Raw genomic sequence first — 14,483 nt, forward strand, 5'->3', positions numbered from 1 at the left:
GACCAGCGCGGCCACCACGTGCCCCGCAATACCCTCCACGCGCACACCGACGTGCCCGGCGCCCGAGGGGGACCCTTGCCTGCTGGACCGCACCGCCGACTCGCCGTCCTCACCGCGGCCGCCCTCGGGGCGGCCGGGCTGACCGCGAGCGCGCTCCCCGCCGCCGCGGCCGACCCCGCGGCCCCGGTCCCGGTCACGGTCGACGTCCGGGCCGGGCTGGCGACGGTCCCCGAGACGGGCCTGGGCGTCAACGACGCGATCTGGGACACCGAGCTCGGCAGCGCCGCGACGTCCGCGCTGCTCAAGGAGCCGGGCGTGAAGATGGTGCGCTACCCGGGCGGCTCGTACGCGGACATCTACCACTGGAAGGACCACACGGCACCGGGTGGCTACGTGGCACCGAACACCGACTTCGACACGTACATGGCGTCGCTGAAGGCGGCCGGCGCGAAGCCGATCGTCATCGCCAACTACGGCACGGGCACCGCGCAGGAGGCGGCCGACTGGGTCGCGTACGCGAACAGGACGAAGCGCTACGGCGTGAAGTACTGGGAGATCGGCAACGAGAACTACGGCAACGGCCACTACGGCAGCGCGTGGGAGGCCGACGACCACGAGGACCTGTCGCCGACGGCGTACGCGAACGGTGTCGTCGAGTACGCCCGGGCGATGAAGGCGGTCGACCCGAGCATCAAGGTCGGCGCCGTCCTGACGACCCCCGGGAACTGGCCGGACGGGATCGTCGCGGACGGTGACAGCGCCACCTGGAACGAGACCGTGCTGTCGATCGCCGGGCCGTCCGTCGACTTCGTCATCCTGCACTGGTACCCCGGCGGGAGCGTCGCGCAGACGCTGGCCGCGCCGCAGCAGGCCACCGACATCACCGAGCTGACGCGCGCGCAGCTCACGCGGTTCGCCGGACCGCGGGCGGACAGGATCCAGATCGCGATGACGGAGGTCAACGCGGGGGCGTCGTACACGACGCAGCCCGGCGCGATCTTCGCCGCCGACGCCTACGCCTCGCTGTGGGGTGCGGGGGTGGTCAACGTCGACTGGTGGAACGTCCGCAACGGCATGGGCACGGTGAGCACGGTGGCCGGTCAGACGGACTTCAACGACTGGGGCCTGTTCTCCAGCGGCACCTGCTCGCAGGACGGCACCACGTGCGAGCCGCCGCTGAACACGCCGTTCGCGCCGTACCGGGGGCTGCAGATGCTCGACCGGCTCGCCGACCCGGGCGACCAGCTCGTCCGGGTCACGACGGGCGACCCGCTCGTCACCGGGCACGCCGTGCGCCGCCCCGACGGGAAGCTGTCGGTGCTGCTGCTGAACAAGGACCCGGACAACGCCCGCACCGTCTCGATCGCCTACTCCGGCTTCGCCCCGGCGCCGGGCCGGCCGGCGGTCCGGGCGTTCCTGAACGGCGCCGCCGCGATCACCACCGTGCACACCGGGACGGCGACCAGCCAGACGCTGCCCGCCTACTCGCTCACGTCGCTCCTGCTCGACCCGACGTCCCGGCCGGCCCTCGTGGCCGCGCCGGGCACGCCGACCGTCGGCGCCGTGACCGACTCCCGCGCCACGGTGACGTGGCCTGCCGTCCCGCACGCGGCCGGGTACGACGTGTACCTGCAGGGCGCCACCGGCTCGACGCGGGCCGCGCGGACGACGACGACCAGCGCCGACCTGACGGGCCTGGCGCTTGGCACCCGGTACACGGTCACGGTCGTCGCCCGCGACCGGTCCGGCAGCGAGTCCTGGTCCTCCCCGCCCGCGGCCTTCGTCACCGGCACCCCGGCGTCGAGCACGTGCAGCGTGCACCTGACGAAGGGCGGGGACTGGGGCAACGGGTACGTCGGCAGCCTCGACGTGACGAACCCCGGCACCGACGCGGTGGACGGCTGGACGCTCGGCTTCACGTTCCCGCGCTCCTGGCTGAGCTTCGGCAGCGGCTGGAACGCGACCTGGGCGGCGGACGGTGCGGACGTGACCGCGACGAACGTCGACTGGAACGCGTCGATCGCTCCCGGTGCGACGGTCAACATCGGCTACGTCGGCAACTACGCGGGGCCGAACGTGCTGCCGGGCGTCTTCACCCTGAACGGGACGGTCTGCACCACGACGTGACGCGGCCGGTGCGCGCTCACGCCGGGACGGACAGGTCCTCGAGCCACGCCTGCCAGGCCGGTTCCTCACGACGCACGTAGTCCGCCGCGTCGGGGGAGAACAGGTACGCCCGCACGCCCGCGTTGGCCTGGCCCTCGCCGACGTCGTACGCGAAGGCCATGAGCATCCCGGGCACGGGTGCGGTGAGCCGCACGAGCGCGTTGCGTGCGCCGACGCGCTCGACCGTGCCGGTCGCGCCACGGACCTCGACGGCCGTGCCCTCGTCGCCCAGCCCGAGGGCGTCGTGCAGGGCCGACCAGAAGGTCGTCGCGTCGCCGGGGCGGGTGGTGGCTGCCTCCAGCTGGGTGGCCTGCTGGCCCGGGAAGTGCGCCAGGTAGAGGCGCAGGTTGTCGAAGAACGGCATCCAGTTCGGGCCCAGGGTGTCCCACCACGGCTGCTCCCAGGCGGCGCCGGTCCCGAAGCCGCTGCTCGTGACGCGGACGACGCAGGTGCCGCCGGACCGTGCCTCGACGACGAACTCCGACGTCAGCGGGCTGAGGGCGTCGGGCTCCACGCCCATGAGGTGGGCCCAGTCCTCCTCGTACGCGATCGCGCGCGGCGGGTCCCAGCGGGTGACGCGGCCGTCGGAGCCCATGTCGGGGCCCATGGTGAAGTGCAGGGCGCCGCCCTCGCGCTCCTCCAGCTCGGTCGGCCCGAACCAGGCGCTCATGCCCGTCGCGGTGGCGATGGCCTGCCAGACCTGCTCGGGGGTGCCGGGGACCTCGACGCTGAACTCCAGGCGGTACGGGACGTCCGTGATCGTGCTCATGACTCCTCCTCGGGAACGGGGTGCGCGGCGACGACGAGCCGGTACGGCTGCCCGTCGTCGTGGTGGTAGCGCGCGGCCAGGTCGAGCACCGCGGCGGTGAGGTCGTCCGCGAAGGCGGCCCTGTCGGCGGCCGAGCGGAAGCCGATCTGCGTGTCGACCGTCAGCGTCGGCACGCGACCGCCGGACGTGCCGGCCCGGCGGGCCAGGGTGCCGACCTCGCGGACGACCCGGCCGGCGAGCGCGACGAGGTAGCCCGCCGACAGGTGGTCGGCGTTGGCGTGCGGGTCGGCCGCGGACGCGCTGACGGCCGCCGGTGAGACGACGTACGCCGCAGCCGACGCCTGCAGCACCCGCTCGGTCAGTCCGCCGTGCCGCCGCTCCTCGGACAGCTCCACGAGGCCGTGCGCCTCGAGGGACTTGAGGTAGTAGTTGACCTTCTGCCGGGCGATGCCGACCCGGGCGGCGAGCGCCGCGGCGGAGGCCGGGACGGCCAGCTCGCCGAGCAGCCGGGCCCGGACCGGGTCCAGGGCGGCCGCGGCCGCTTCCGGGCTCTCGATGACCTCGACGTCCTGCATGACGCCACCGTGGCATTGACAACAAATCTTGTCAAGGGGTCAGCGTGGGTCGACCCGCAGCGTGGTCGAGGTCGCGGCCGGGGCCGTGATCGAGAGGACGGGGGAGCCGTCGCCGTACTTGGCGCGGTACGCGCGGTCGACGGCGGGATCGTGCGCGTCGTCGCGGGTGAAGGTGACGTCGGCGTGCACCCCGCCGGCGTCGACGGTGCCGGTGCCGGTGCGTCGCACGGCCCGGTACCAGGCGCCGTCGTCGCCGCGCACGGACCGGACGAACAGCCCGCCGTCGACGGCGACGTGCCAGACGACCGTCGCGGGCCGCAGCGTCCCGTCCGGGCGGTGCGCGGCGAGCCGGAGCTCACCGGCGTGGTCGATCGCGGCCAGGTCGGCCGGGTCCCAGTCGGTCATGGGGTGCCTCCTCGGGTCCCCGCCGGGGCGCTCACGCCTCGGGGATGGCGCGGTCGAAGAAGTCCGGGCGCGGCACGTCGGGGTCGGGTCCGCCGCGCACGCCGGTGTCGAGCGCGTCGACGGCCGCGAGCTCCTCGGGCGTCAGCTCGAAGCCGACCACGTCGAGGTTCTCGGCGATCCGGGACGGGGTGACGGACTTGGGGATCGCGGACCGGCCCTGCTGCAGGTGCCAGCGCAGCATGACCTGTGCCGGGGTCCGGCCGTGGGCGGTCGCGATCGAGGCGACGGTCGGGTCGCTCAGGGTGCTGCGCCGGTTCTCGTCGCCCCACCCGGGGTAGAACGTGATCCCGCCGATCGGGGACCACGCCTGGGTGAGGACGCCGTGGCGGGCGTCGGCGGCCTGGACGTCGGGCTGCGTGAAGTACGGGTGCAGCTCGACCTGGTTGACCGCGGGCACCACGGAGACCGTGTCCAGCAGCGCCTCCAGGTGGTGCGGCATGAAGTTGCTGACGCCGATCGCGCGGACGGCGCCGTCGGCGAGCAGCTTCTCCAGCGCCCGGTACGCGGCGACGGTCGCGTCGAACCGGTCCGGCGCGGGCTGGTGCAGGATCAGCAGGTCGAGCTGCTCGAGGCCGAGCTTGCCGGCCGACTTGTCGAAGGCGTGCAGGGTGGACTCGTACCCGTAGTCGGAGACCCAGACCTTGGTCTCGACGAACACGTCGTCCCGCGCGACGCCGGACTCGTGGATCGCCCGCCCGACCTCGCGCTCGTTGCCGTACGCGGCGGCGGTGTCGATGTGCCGGTAGCCGGTGTCCAGGGCCGTGCGGACCGCGGCGACCGTCTCGTCGGGAGGGGTCTGGAACACGCCGAACCCGAGGGCCGGCAGGGTCACGCCGTTGTTCAGGGTGAGGGTGGGGATCGTCGACATGCCGTCCACGGTAGGAACGTCGGGGCGCGGCAGGGAGGGTCTGCTGTTACCCCGGTCGCTGCGCGGTCGTCGCCGCGCCCCGGATGATCACGCCCAGGCAGTCGCGGAACAGGTCGTCGGGCGTGCGGCCGTGCTGGAAGTACTCGGCGATCCCGGCGACGACCGTGGGATGGGCCTGCGTGAACGCCTCGAGGTCGAAGTCCTGCGCGGAGTCCGCGGCGGGGCGGCCGGTCTGCTCCTCGAGCACGTGGCCCACGGTGAAGTGCTCCACGGTGAGGACGATCAGGCGGGCCTGCCGCAGCGGGACGTCGCGGGCGGCCAGGGTGCTGATCGCCAGCTCGGAGATGGCGGCCATCCGCAGGGAGAGCTGCGAGGTCGAGATGAGCCGCGCGCCGTCCGGGTGGGCCAGCAGCGCCCGGCGCAGCCGCTCGGCCAGGCCGGTCAGCCACTCGTCCCAGTGCTCCTGCGGACCGGGCGGCGCCATCTCGGGGAACTGCTGCTCGAGGATGGCGTCGGCGATCGCGGTGAGCAGGGCGGCCTTGTTCGGGAGGTACCAGTAGAGCGTGGGCTGCTGCACGCCGAGCCGGGCCGCGAGCTTGCGGAGCGTCACGCCGTCCAGGCCGTCGGCGTCGAGGAGCGCGATGGCCTCGGTGACGATCTGCTGCTTGTCCAACGCCATCAGGCCACCTCCACGGCGAACCTATCAGTGATTGAGATGGCTCTCTATCGCTGATAGATTTCGTGTCGATCAGTGAGAGAGAGACATCGAGAGGGACGACGATGACCGACAAGCACACGCTCCTCGACACCCTGCACGACGCGACCCACCGGGTCCCCGGCGTCCCCGCGCACACGCCGCAGGCGGCCGGGCACCAGGGCGGGCACCGGGCGGGGCACCAGGGCGGCGCCCACCACGGGCGCACGGCGCAGGCCGCGCACCGCTCCCACGGCCGGCCGGCGAACTACTCGCCCCGGTCGCCGCGCGTGCTGGTGGCCTGGCAGCGGCGGATCGCCGCGCTGTTCCGTCAGGACGTCTGACGACGGGCCGACCCGCACCCGTCGGCCGGGCCTCTGCCCGGTCATGCCAGTACCTCCCGACGGCGAACCCGGGAACGTACCGTCGACGTATGGACCTGAGAGCCGAGACCCGTGAGTTCCTCACGACTCGCCGCGGACGCCTGACGCCCCAGCGCGCGAACCTCGCCGCGTACGGCGGCAACCGGCGCGTGCCCGGGCTGCGTCGCGAGGAGGTCGCGATGCTCGCGGGCGTCAGCGTCGACTACTACACACGCCTGGAGCGCGGGAACCTCACCGGCGTCTCCGAGCAGGTCCTCGAGTCCCTCGCCGAGGCGCTGCAGCTCGACGAGGCCGAACGCGGGCACCTGTTCGACCTGGCCCGCTCGGCCAACGCCTCCGGCGCCGCCCGCACCCGCGCCCGGCGGGCCCCCGCCCCCGTGCTGCGGCCCGCGGTGCAGCGCATCGTCGACGCGCTCGACGTGCCCGCGTTCGTGCGCAACGGCCGGCTCGACGTCCTCGGCACCAACCTGCTCGGCCGTGCCCTGTACGCGCCGCTGTACGACTCGCCGACCCACACCCCGGGCACGCCGGTCAACACCGCCCGCTTCCAGTTCCTCGACCCGGACGCGGCGCGGTCGTTCTGGGGGGCGAAGGCCGAGCGGATGGCGCACGACGCCGTCGCGATCCTGCGCGCCGAGGCCGGGCACAACCCGTACGACACGCGCCTGACCGGGCTCGTCGGCGAGCTGTCCACCCGCAGCGAGGACTTCCGCCGCCTGTGGGCGTCCCACGACGTCCGCTTCCACCGCTCCGGCACCAAGGTCTTCCACCACCCGGCCGTCGGGCTCCTCGAGCTCGACTACGAGGCCCTGATGCTGCCCGCCGACGCCGGCCTGCAGCTCAACGTCTACTCGGCCGTCCCGGGGAGCCCGTCGGCCGACGGACTCGCGCTGCTGGCGTCCTGGGCTGCCACGACGCTCCGCGAGCCGCCCGCGACGGCGGCATCGGAGGTCGGCCGGGAGACCCGCTGACGCCGTCGGGCACCGGGCCCTCGCACGTGCGCGAGGAGCCCGGTGCCCGACGACCGGGGCGCTCAGGTCAGGACGGGAGCCACAGGGCCAGGACGTTCGGCGGCTCCCAGCCCGGCAGCGAGGTGTGCGCCTGGCGGCAGGTGTACTTCTTGCCGGAGTAGGTGACGACGGCGCCGACCGCGTACGCCTTGTACGGCTCCCAGGCTGCGCCCGTCGTGGGGCTCGGGGTGGGCGTCGGGGTCGGGGTCGGGCTGGTGGTCGGGGTCGGGGTGGGCGTCGGGGTCGTCGTGGGCGTGGGTGTCGGGGTCGGCGACGGGAACGTCGTGCCGAGCAGCGACTTGGCGTTGTCGCCGAAGGTCCAGCCCTTCGAGCCGTCCCAGTTGATCGACCACGTCATGAGCCCCTTGGGCGCGCCGCCGAGCTGCTGCCACGCCTGCGTCACGAGCGCCGGCGTCATGTACCCGCCGCCCGCGCCGGGCTGGGCCGGGAGGCCGGGGACCTGCTTGTCGTACGGCACCCGGATCGTGGTGCCCTGGACCGTGAGACCGGCGTCGAGGCACTTGGTCTGCGCGACGAAGCCCTGCACGGTGCCCGCCGCGTAGGAACCGCCCGTGCAGTCGTACATCGAGCCGTTGTAGTACTGCATGTTGAGCCACCAGAGGCGGCCGTTGTCGACGTACTTCTTGATGATCGGCAGGTACGAGCCCCAGATCGACCCGTAGACCACGGAGCCGCCGGTCACGTAAGCGGTCTCGGGGGCCATCGTCAGGCCGAACCCGGACGGCATCTGGGCGAGGATCCCGTCGATGATCCGCACGAGGTTGGCCTGCGACGTCGACAGGGTGCCGATGCTGCCGGAGCCGGTGAGCCCGGCCTCGATGTCGATGTCGATGCCGTCGAAGTTGTTCGCCTTGAGGATCGGGACGATCGTGGCGACGAACCGGTCGGCGACCGCGGACGACGACAGGTCGATGCTCGCGTTCGCGCCGCCGATCGACAGCAGCACCGTCTGGCCCTGGGCCTTCGCGGCGCAGACCTGCGCGGGTGTCGGGACGTCGACGCCCGCGTCCATGCCGTCCGCCCACTGGACCGTGCCGTCGGGGAGGATCACCGGGAACGCGGCCATCAGCACGTTGTAGCCGTGCTGGGCCTGCCGGGCGTCGTCGAGGGGGATGTAGCCGAGGCCCGGGTGGACGCTGGAGTTGTCCCAGCTCTCCCAGTAGCCCTGCAGGACCTTGCCCGTGGGGCGGGACCTCGGGGCGCAGGTGTCGGCGGCGTTCGCCGCGGACAGGCCGCCGGCGACGAGGAGGCCGGACGTGACGGCGACCGCGACAGCGGCGGCGACGACCCGGCGGGGATGGGTGAAGCGAGTCATAGGGGACCCTCCGTGGGCTGGGGGAGTGCACGGGAGAGCCGCACCCGGGCGTCACGAGGACGGGTGCAGCGCGCGGTCACGGCGACGGCGGTGTTGCGGTGGCGCGGCTCGGTCATCAGGGCGGACGACCGGATCGGACGGGTGGTGGCGAACGCACCGCGCGGAGCGGTGTGATTGAAAAGAGTCCTAACAAAATGCTTCCGCCGAGTCTAGCCGAGCGTGACGAGGCTGTCGATGGTGCGTGACTGCCTCGTCCCGGTCCCTTGACGCATGAGCTCGCCGAGCGTCACGATGGTGGAACTGGAAGCGCTACCAGTACATCCCAGCTATTTCCAGTTTGTCCATCCGCCGTGACCCGACGACGCGTCGCGAGCTGATCGAGCTCGGCGAGCCGTCCCCTTCGGACGGGGACGGCGACGCGAGGCCCTGGGCCGAGGGGTCACACGCAGCACCAGTACCAATGGAGGTACGCATGCGATCAACGACGACGCATCACCACCGCTCCACCCCGCTCCGCCGCCTGGCCCTGGTCGCGGCGCTCCTGGGTGGCCTCGCGGTCGCACCGGCGCTCGCACCACCCGCCGAGGCCGCCATCGGCGGCGGCTTCACCGACGACCTCGACGGCTTCGACACCGCCCGCTGGTACAAGGCCGACGGGTACAGCAACGGCGGGATGTTCAACGCCGGCTGGCGCGCCGACCACGTGTGGCACAGCGGGGGCGTCATGGGGATCAACCTCGACAACGCCGGCTGCCCGGGCGGCTGCTCCGGCAAGCCGTATGCGTCCGGCGAGTACCGCTCCACCGACCTCTACACGTACGGGCGCTTCGAGACCCGCATGAAGGCCGCGTCCGGCGGGTCCGGGACCGTCAGCTCGTTCTTCACGTACACCGGACCGAGCGACGGCCAGCCCTGGGACGAGATCGACGTCGAGATCCTCGGCAAGAACACCCGGCAGGTGCAGCTCAACTACTTCACCAACGGGGTCGGCGGCCACGAGACCGTCATCAACCTGGGCTTCGACGCGCCGCCGGGTACCACAACTACGCCATCGAGTGGTGGAACGGCGGCACCATCAACTGGTTCGTCGACGGCGCCCTCGTGCACCAGGAGAACGGCTCGCGCGGGCCGCTGCCCACCCACCCGCAGCGCATCATGATGAACCTCTGGCCCGGGACCGGCGTCGACGGGTGGCTCGGGCCGTTCACCTACTCCGGGCAGCGCACCGCGACCTACGACTGGGTCAAGTACACGAGGTACTGACCGGCCCGCGCGCGACGAGGGCCGGGGAGTGGCCGTCGTCGTGCGGGCGCCCGGCGGGACGACGACGTCCCGCCGGGCGCCGAGCCGCGCAGGCCGGGACGACGAGGGCGAGGTCAGCCGACGAGCAGGTCGCGCAGGCGTGCACGGGCGCGCTCGTCCAGCCCGATGACGTCCAGCACGCCGCTCACGTCCGCGACGGTCTCCTCCACCACCGGGACGGCCTCCGCGAGGAAGGCCTCGACCTGCGCGTCGTCCCAGAACGACTGGCGGTCGTCGGCGTGGCCGCCGCGTCCGGCGACGGCCCGCACGGACTGCGCCCAGTCGGCGGCGACGTGCTCGGGCGGGACGCCCGCCTGGGCGAGCAGGAGCGCGGCGACCATCCCGGTGCGGTCGCGGCCGGCGCTGCAGTGGACCAGGACCCCGGGCTCGGCCGTCGCGACGGCGGTGAGGGTCGCGTTCATGTGCTCGGGCAGGAGGCGGGCGTTGTGCACCCAGTAGGCGGGCGAGTCGAGGATCGGTCCGCACGTCTCCATGAACCCCGCGTGCGTCGGGTCCTCGGTGGGGGCATGGACGACCGTCACGCCGACCCACGGCTCGCTCGCGGCGTCCGGGTCGCCCGGTCGGGGTCCGTGCTCGTGGGCGTTGCGCAGGTCGACGACGGTCCGGACGCCCCAGCGGACGGCGTCCGCACGGCCGTCGGCGGTGAGCAGCTCGCGCCGCGGCCCGCGGGCGACCCGGCCGGCGTGCGTCGCGCCGGTGGGCGACAGGGGCGTCGGGAGGCCGCCGAGGTCGCGCACGTCGCGGTAGCCGTCCCACGTCAGTGATCGCACCCGGCGACCCTAGAGCCCCAGGGTCGTGAGGGTGTCCGTCAGGAGGGACTCGAAGTACGCGTCGGCCGGGCTGACGAGCGGGCGGAGCTGGCCGAACACCTCCATGACGGTGAACCCGTGCACGCGGACGAAGGCGTCGACGGCGAGCGCGACCGCCGGGACGGGCAGGGCGTACGACTGCCGTTGCGCGAGGGCCTCGAAGCCGGCGGAGGTCCCGTCGTCGAGCCGCGCGGCGCGGCGCTCCAGGACGTCCGGGTCGACGAGACCGGCGGCGTGGGCGCGGGCGTACAGGCCCATCACGCGGCTGCCGGGGCGGACGGCGACGGCGATCGTGCGGTCCGCGGGCGCGCGGTATCCGGGCACGGGCGCGCCGAACGCGAGGCCGAACTGCGCGGGGTGCTGCACCGACCACGTCCGGTAGGCGCGCAGGGCGGCCGTGATCGCGCCGGGCAGGTCGTCGGGGTCGGCGGCGTCCACGGCGGCGTCGACCGCGTCGGCGTGGTCGGTGAAGGCCTCGACGAGCAGCGCGGTGATCAGGTCGTCGCGGTTGTCGACGTAGCGGTAGAGCGCCGAGACGGCGATCCCGATGTCCCGCGCGACCTCCCGCAGGGTCACGCCCTCGACGCCCGCGCTCTCCAGCTGCGCGCGCGCGGACCGCAGGATCGCCTCGGTCATCTCCTGTCGCCGCTGCTCGCGGGGTGTTCCTGGCACGTCGTGCACTCTAAACGAGAACACTGTTCTTGACAGCCGGCCGACGCGCGGAGAACACTGATCCCGCAAACGAGAACAGCGTTCTCGCATTCCGACGACAGGAGCCGCCATGTCCAGCGACCGCCGCACCGCCGCCCTCTCGCTCATCGCCTCCGGCACGATCGCCGCGGTCGCCAGCGTCGGCCTGAGCGTGAAGTTCGGCTGGCCGGACATCCTCGACGCCCCCGCCACCGAGGCGCTGCCCGCGTTCGCGGAGATCGCCGGCACCGTGCAGACGCTCTTCGTGCTGCAGATGGCCGCGAGCCTCGTGCTGATCCCCGGCGTGATCGCGCTGCACCGGCTGCTCGCACGCAGCCGCGGCACCGACACCGCCCTCCTGACCGTCACCGCGTTCGGCGTCCTCGCCCCGCTGGTGCAGTGCCTCGGGTGGGTGCGCTGGCCGCTCGTCGTCCCCGCCCTCGCCGAGCGCTACCTCGACCCGTCCGCCACCGGCACCGCACGCGAGGCGACCGCCGCGAGCTACGACCTGCTCAACGCCTACGCCGGCGGGGCGCTCGGCGAGCACCTCGGCTGGCTGCTGCAGGGCGTCTGGGCCGTCGGGATCGCCGTGCTCGCCTGGCGCGCGGCCGACGTCGCGCCCGCCTGGCTGCGCCGGTCCCTCGCCGTCGTCGCCGTCGCATGGACCGTCACGCTCGTCCCGGCCGGGTGGTTCGACGACGACGCGCTGACCGCGATCGGGTCGTCCGTCTACTCCGTCTGGTACCTCGGGCTGCTCGTGCTCGGCGTCGTGCTGCTGTCCACCGGGGTCACTCCCCGCAGGCGCCCCCGCGGTTCGGCACGGGGAGAGGTCCTCCCGGCGTCGTCGGGAGAATGAGGGCGTCGCGCCAGCCCTGCGCCGCCAGCGCACCGGACAGCTCGCGCCCGTTCGTGCTCCACAGCACGTCCGGTGTCCCGCACCCGAGCATCCACTGGATCGTCGACGGTGAGGTGTGGTCCTCGGTCGCCTCCCGCCACTCGCCCGCCGCGGTCACCTCGTACTGGTGCAGGCCGATCGCGTCGTACGTCGTGCAGGTCACGAACACCGAGGGGGCCTCGACGTCCGCGACGCTGCACCGGTGACGGTCGACCGACGGGGCGCCGAGCGGGCGCGTGCCCGTCGAACCCTTCGTGAGGTCGTACGAGACGAGCGAGTAGTCGCCGGCCGCGTCCGGGGCCAGGTAGGCGGCACGTGGCGTCGACGGGTCCAGCCAGACGTCGCCCTCGATGACCCCTGGGCCGACGATCGTCGTGAAGGCGCCGTCGGTCGCCTGCCAGTAGAGGCCCCCGACCGAGGCGGAGAAGAGCGGGTCGTTGTCGGCCCACAGGACGCGGCCGTCGGGCATCTGCCTGACCGGCGCGGGGTCCTGGCGCACGTCGGACGGCCCGAAGGTGAGCGGGGTCTGGCTCCCGGTGACCAGGTCGACCTCGAGCTGCCCCCACGACTCGCCGAGTCCCTGGAGGAACAGCCACGCCTTGCGCCGCTCGGGGTCCCACCACATGACCTGGGCCTCGGCGTCGGTGTCGGCCGGCAGGGTGAGCAGCCGGTACGTCGTGGCGTCCGGCGCCACGAGGAAGAGCGCCTGGACGCCGGCCGGGTCGAAGTGGCCGTAGTTGTCGTCCTCGGAGACGACGACGCTCATCGTCGAGAACAGCGTCAGCGCCCAGCCCGGCCCCACCTCGTCCCAGGTCTCGTCGGTCATGACCCGCGCGTCGGGCTCCGAGGCGTCGGCCTTCGTGGCGAGGACGGGCGTGGGGTCCGCGCTGGGGGTCGCGGACGGGGTGGGCGCGACCGACGACGGCGGTCCCGCCGGCGGTGCCGGAGCCGGACGGTGCAGCACGGCCGCCGTCGCCGAGAGCGCCAGCACCGCCACGAGCGCGACGGACCCGGCGGTCAGCACCGCCGTGCGCCGGCGGCGGCGGGCCGCGACCTCGGCCCGCTCGGTGTCGTGCTCACCGAGCAGCGTGCTCGGCCGTGCCAGTCGTTCGTCGCCCATGGGTGCGGCCTCTCGTCCGTCGCCGGGACATCTTCGCGGGCTCAGACGTACGAGCGGTACTGCGGGTTGTGCTCGGCCGGGGCATTCACACGAACGGCGGACGGGACACCCCCGGCGTCGGGACGGGGTGAATCACTTACAGGTCTGTAAGCATTCTATGTACGTCCGTACGCATCGGGTCTACGCTCGCCCCATGCCGACCGACTACTTCGCCGACGACCCCCGGACCCACCGCGAGCGGATGCTCGCCGGTGACCTCTACATCGCCGACGACCCGGACAGCGGCCGCATCGCGCGCGAGGCGTTCCGCCTGACCGACGCCTACTACCGCGCCGAGGTCGCGGCGGAGCCGGACGCCCGCGAGCACCTGACCGCCCTGCTCGGCTCGCTGGGGGAGGGGGCGTACGTCAAGCCGCCGCTGTTCGTCGACTACGGCGAGAACATCCACATCGGGGCGCGCACGTTCGTCAACTACAACCTCACCGCGCTCGACGTCGCGACCATCACGATCGGCGAGGACTGCCAGATCGGCCCGAACGTCCAGCTGCTCACGCCGACGCACCCGATCGCCCCGCAGCCCCGCAAGGACAAGCTCGAGGCGGCCCGGCCGATCACCCTCGGCGACAACGTGTGGCTGGGCGGCGGCGTCATCGTGTGCCCGGGCGTCACGATCGGCGACAACACCGTGGTCGGCGCCGGTGCCGTCGTCACGAAGGACCTCCCCGCGAACGTCGTCGCCGTCGGCAACCCCGCCCGGGTCGTGCGCGACATCACCGAGCAGGACTGACGTGGACGACGACGCGGCCGGCCGGACACGCCGGCGGTTCGACCCCGACCGCCGCGACCGGATCATCGACGCCTGCCTGCAGGTCATCGGCGAGGTCGGGGTGGCCGGCGCGTCCAACCGTCGCATCGCCGCCGCGGCCGGCGTGCCGCTCGGCTCCATGACGTACCACTTCACCGACACCGACGAGCTGCTGCGCGAGGCGTTCGAGCGGTTCGCGCACCAGGTCAGCGACCGGTTCGAGGAGTCCATGGCGCGCGCCACCACGGTCGACGAGGCGCGGCGGGCCGTCGTCGACCTGATCGGGACCGAGGTGCTCGTCGACCCGCACGAGCTCGTCCTCACCCACGAGCTGTACACCCTGGCCGCGCGCGACCCCGGCTACCGGCGCCTGACCCACGCGTGGATGGCCCGCAGCCGGCACGCCCTCGAACGGCACTTCGACCCGACGACCGCGCGCGTCCTGGACGCGCTGATCGAGGGGCTCACCATCCACCGCGCCCTCGACACCGAACCGCACGAGCCCGACGAGGTCCGCCGCGCGGTCGACCTGGTCACCCGCGTCACGACCTGACCTTCCCCCAGCACCGGCCGAG

15 protein-coding genes and 1 pseudogene are annotated in these 14,483 nt (G+C 73.3%); 7 read left to right on the plus strand and 9 right to left on the minus strand.

Going from position 1 to position 14,483, the window contains the following annotated elements; all coding sequences use genetic code 11:
* Positions 1 to 75: 75 nt before the first annotated feature.
* Positions 76 to 2,127, plus strand: a complete 2,052-nt coding sequence (locus tag Cch01nite_RS21705) for a cellulose binding domain-containing protein (RefSeq protein WP_203758602.1) — start codon at positions 76 to 78, stop codon at positions 2,125 to 2,127.
* A 16-nt stretch (positions 2,128 to 2,143) separates the two neighbouring features.
* Here the strand turns inward: Cch01nite_RS21705 and Cch01nite_RS21710 are convergent, their stop codons facing one another.
* The 5 genes from Cch01nite_RS21710 to Cch01nite_RS21730 are packed head-to-tail and all read right to left on the minus strand — an operon-like array spanning position 2,144 to position 5,522.
* A complete protein-coding gene (locus tag Cch01nite_RS21710; protein WP_203758603.1) occupies positions 2,144 to 2,935 on the minus strand; it encodes an SRPBCC family protein in 792 nt (263 codons plus the stop codon).
* Positions 2,932 to 3,510 carry a winged helix-turn-helix domain-containing protein gene (locus tag Cch01nite_RS21715; RefSeq protein WP_203758604.1) on the minus strand — a complete coding sequence of 193 codons (579 nt, stop codon included), beginning with the start codon at positions 3,508 to 3,510 and terminating at the stop codon, positions 2,932 to 2,934. Before Cch01nite_RS21715 ends, Cch01nite_RS21710 begins: the two co-directional genes overlap by 4 nt.
* Before the next feature lie 39 nt (positions 3,511 to 3,549).
* On the minus strand, positions 3,550 to 3,915 hold the full coding sequence (locus Cch01nite_RS21720) for a DUF2255 family protein (RefSeq protein WP_203758605.1): 366 nt from the start codon (positions 3,913 to 3,915) through the stop codon (positions 3,550 to 3,552).
* Positions 3,916 to 3,946: 31 nt separating this feature from the next.
* Positions 3,947 to 4,843 (minus strand): aldo/keto reductase, encoded by an 897-nt coding sequence (locus Cch01nite_RS21725; protein WP_203758606.1) that lies wholly within the window; start codon positions 4,841 to 4,843, stop codon positions 3,947 to 3,949.
* A gap of 46 nt (positions 4,844 to 4,889) precedes the next feature.
* Positions 4,890 to 5,522 carry a TetR/AcrR family transcriptional regulator C-terminal domain-containing protein gene (locus Cch01nite_RS21730; RefSeq protein ID WP_203758607.1) on the minus strand — a complete coding sequence of 211 codons (633 nt, stop codon included), beginning with the start codon at positions 5,520 to 5,522 and terminating at the stop codon, positions 4,890 to 4,892.
* Positions 5,523 to 5,623: 101 nt separating this feature from the next.
* Between Cch01nite_RS21730 and Cch01nite_RS21735 the strand changes: the two genes are divergently transcribed.
* Together Cch01nite_RS21735 and Cch01nite_RS21740 are read left to right on the plus strand one after the other, a co-directional pair.
* Positions 5,624 to 5,881 (plus strand): hypothetical protein, encoded by a 258-nt coding sequence (locus Cch01nite_RS21735; protein WP_203758608.1) that lies wholly within the window; start codon positions 5,624 to 5,626, stop codon positions 5,879 to 5,881.
* A gap of 89 nt (positions 5,882 to 5,970) precedes the next feature.
* Positions 5,971 to 6,891, plus strand: a complete 921-nt coding sequence (locus Cch01nite_RS21740; protein ID WP_203758609.1) for a helix-turn-helix transcriptional regulator — start codon at positions 5,971 to 5,973, stop codon at positions 6,889 to 6,891.
* A gap of 67 nt (positions 6,892 to 6,958) precedes the next feature.
* On the opposite strand, the gene Cch01nite_RS21745 is transcribed toward Cch01nite_RS21740, so the two are convergent.
* Entirely contained in the window at positions 6,959 to 8,266 is a 1,308-nt protein-coding gene (locus tag Cch01nite_RS21745) for a carbohydrate-binding protein (RefSeq protein ID WP_203758610.1), read from the minus strand.
* A gap of 724 nt (positions 8,267 to 8,990) precedes the next feature.
* Between Cch01nite_RS21745 and Cch01nite_RS23075 the strand changes: the two are divergent.
* Positions 8,991 to 9,529 (plus strand): annotated as a pseudogene (locus tag Cch01nite_RS23075) (family 16 glycosylhydrolase).
* 113 nt (positions 9,530 to 9,642) lie between these two features.
* Here Cch01nite_RS23075 and Cch01nite_RS21755 read toward each other — a convergent pair.
* Complete coding sequence (locus tag Cch01nite_RS21755; protein WP_203758612.1) at positions 9,643 to 10,359, minus strand: tyrosine-protein phosphatase; 717 nt, start codon at positions 10,357 to 10,359, stop codon at positions 9,643 to 9,645.
* Positions 10,360 to 10,368: 9 nt separating this feature from the next.
* Complete coding sequence (locus Cch01nite_RS21760; RefSeq protein ID WP_203758613.1) at positions 10,369 to 11,070, minus strand: TetR/AcrR family transcriptional regulator; 702 nt, start codon at positions 11,068 to 11,070, stop codon at positions 10,369 to 10,371.
* Positions 11,071 to 11,179: 109 nt separating this feature from the next.
* Here Cch01nite_RS21760 and Cch01nite_RS21765 point away from each other — a divergent pair, with 109 nt between their 5' ends.
* Positions 11,180 to 11,944 (plus strand): DUF4386 family protein, encoded by a 765-nt coding sequence (locus Cch01nite_RS21765; protein ID WP_203758614.1) that lies wholly within the window; start codon positions 11,180 to 11,182, stop codon positions 11,942 to 11,944.
* On the opposite strand, the gene Cch01nite_RS21770 is transcribed toward Cch01nite_RS21765, so the two are convergent.
* Positions 11,877 to 13,103, minus strand: coding sequence for a hypothetical protein (locus Cch01nite_RS21770; RefSeq protein ID WP_203758615.1), 1,227 nt, complete (start codon positions 13,101 to 13,103; stop codon positions 11,877 to 11,879). The two genes, Cch01nite_RS21765 and Cch01nite_RS21770, sit on opposite strands and share 68 nt — an antisense overlap.
* Positions 13,104 to 13,296: 193 nt before the next feature.
* Between Cch01nite_RS21770 and Cch01nite_RS21775 the strand changes: the two genes are divergently transcribed.
* Entirely contained in the window at positions 13,297 to 13,890 is a 594-nt protein-coding gene (locus Cch01nite_RS21775; protein WP_203758616.1) for a sugar O-acetyltransferase, read from the plus strand.
* 1 nt (position 13,891) lies between these two features.
* Positions 13,892 to 14,461 (plus strand): TetR/AcrR family transcriptional regulator, encoded by a 570-nt coding sequence (locus tag Cch01nite_RS21780; protein ID WP_203758617.1) that lies wholly within the window; start codon positions 13,892 to 13,894, stop codon positions 14,459 to 14,461.
* The last annotated feature ends 22 nt before the right edge of the window (positions 14,462 to 14,483 follow it).

It is taken from the genome of Cellulomonas chitinilytica (assembly GCF_016862675.1).
Lineage (GTDB): Bacteria > Actinomycetota > Actinomycetes > Actinomycetales > Cellulomonadaceae > Cellulomonas > Cellulomonas chitinilytica.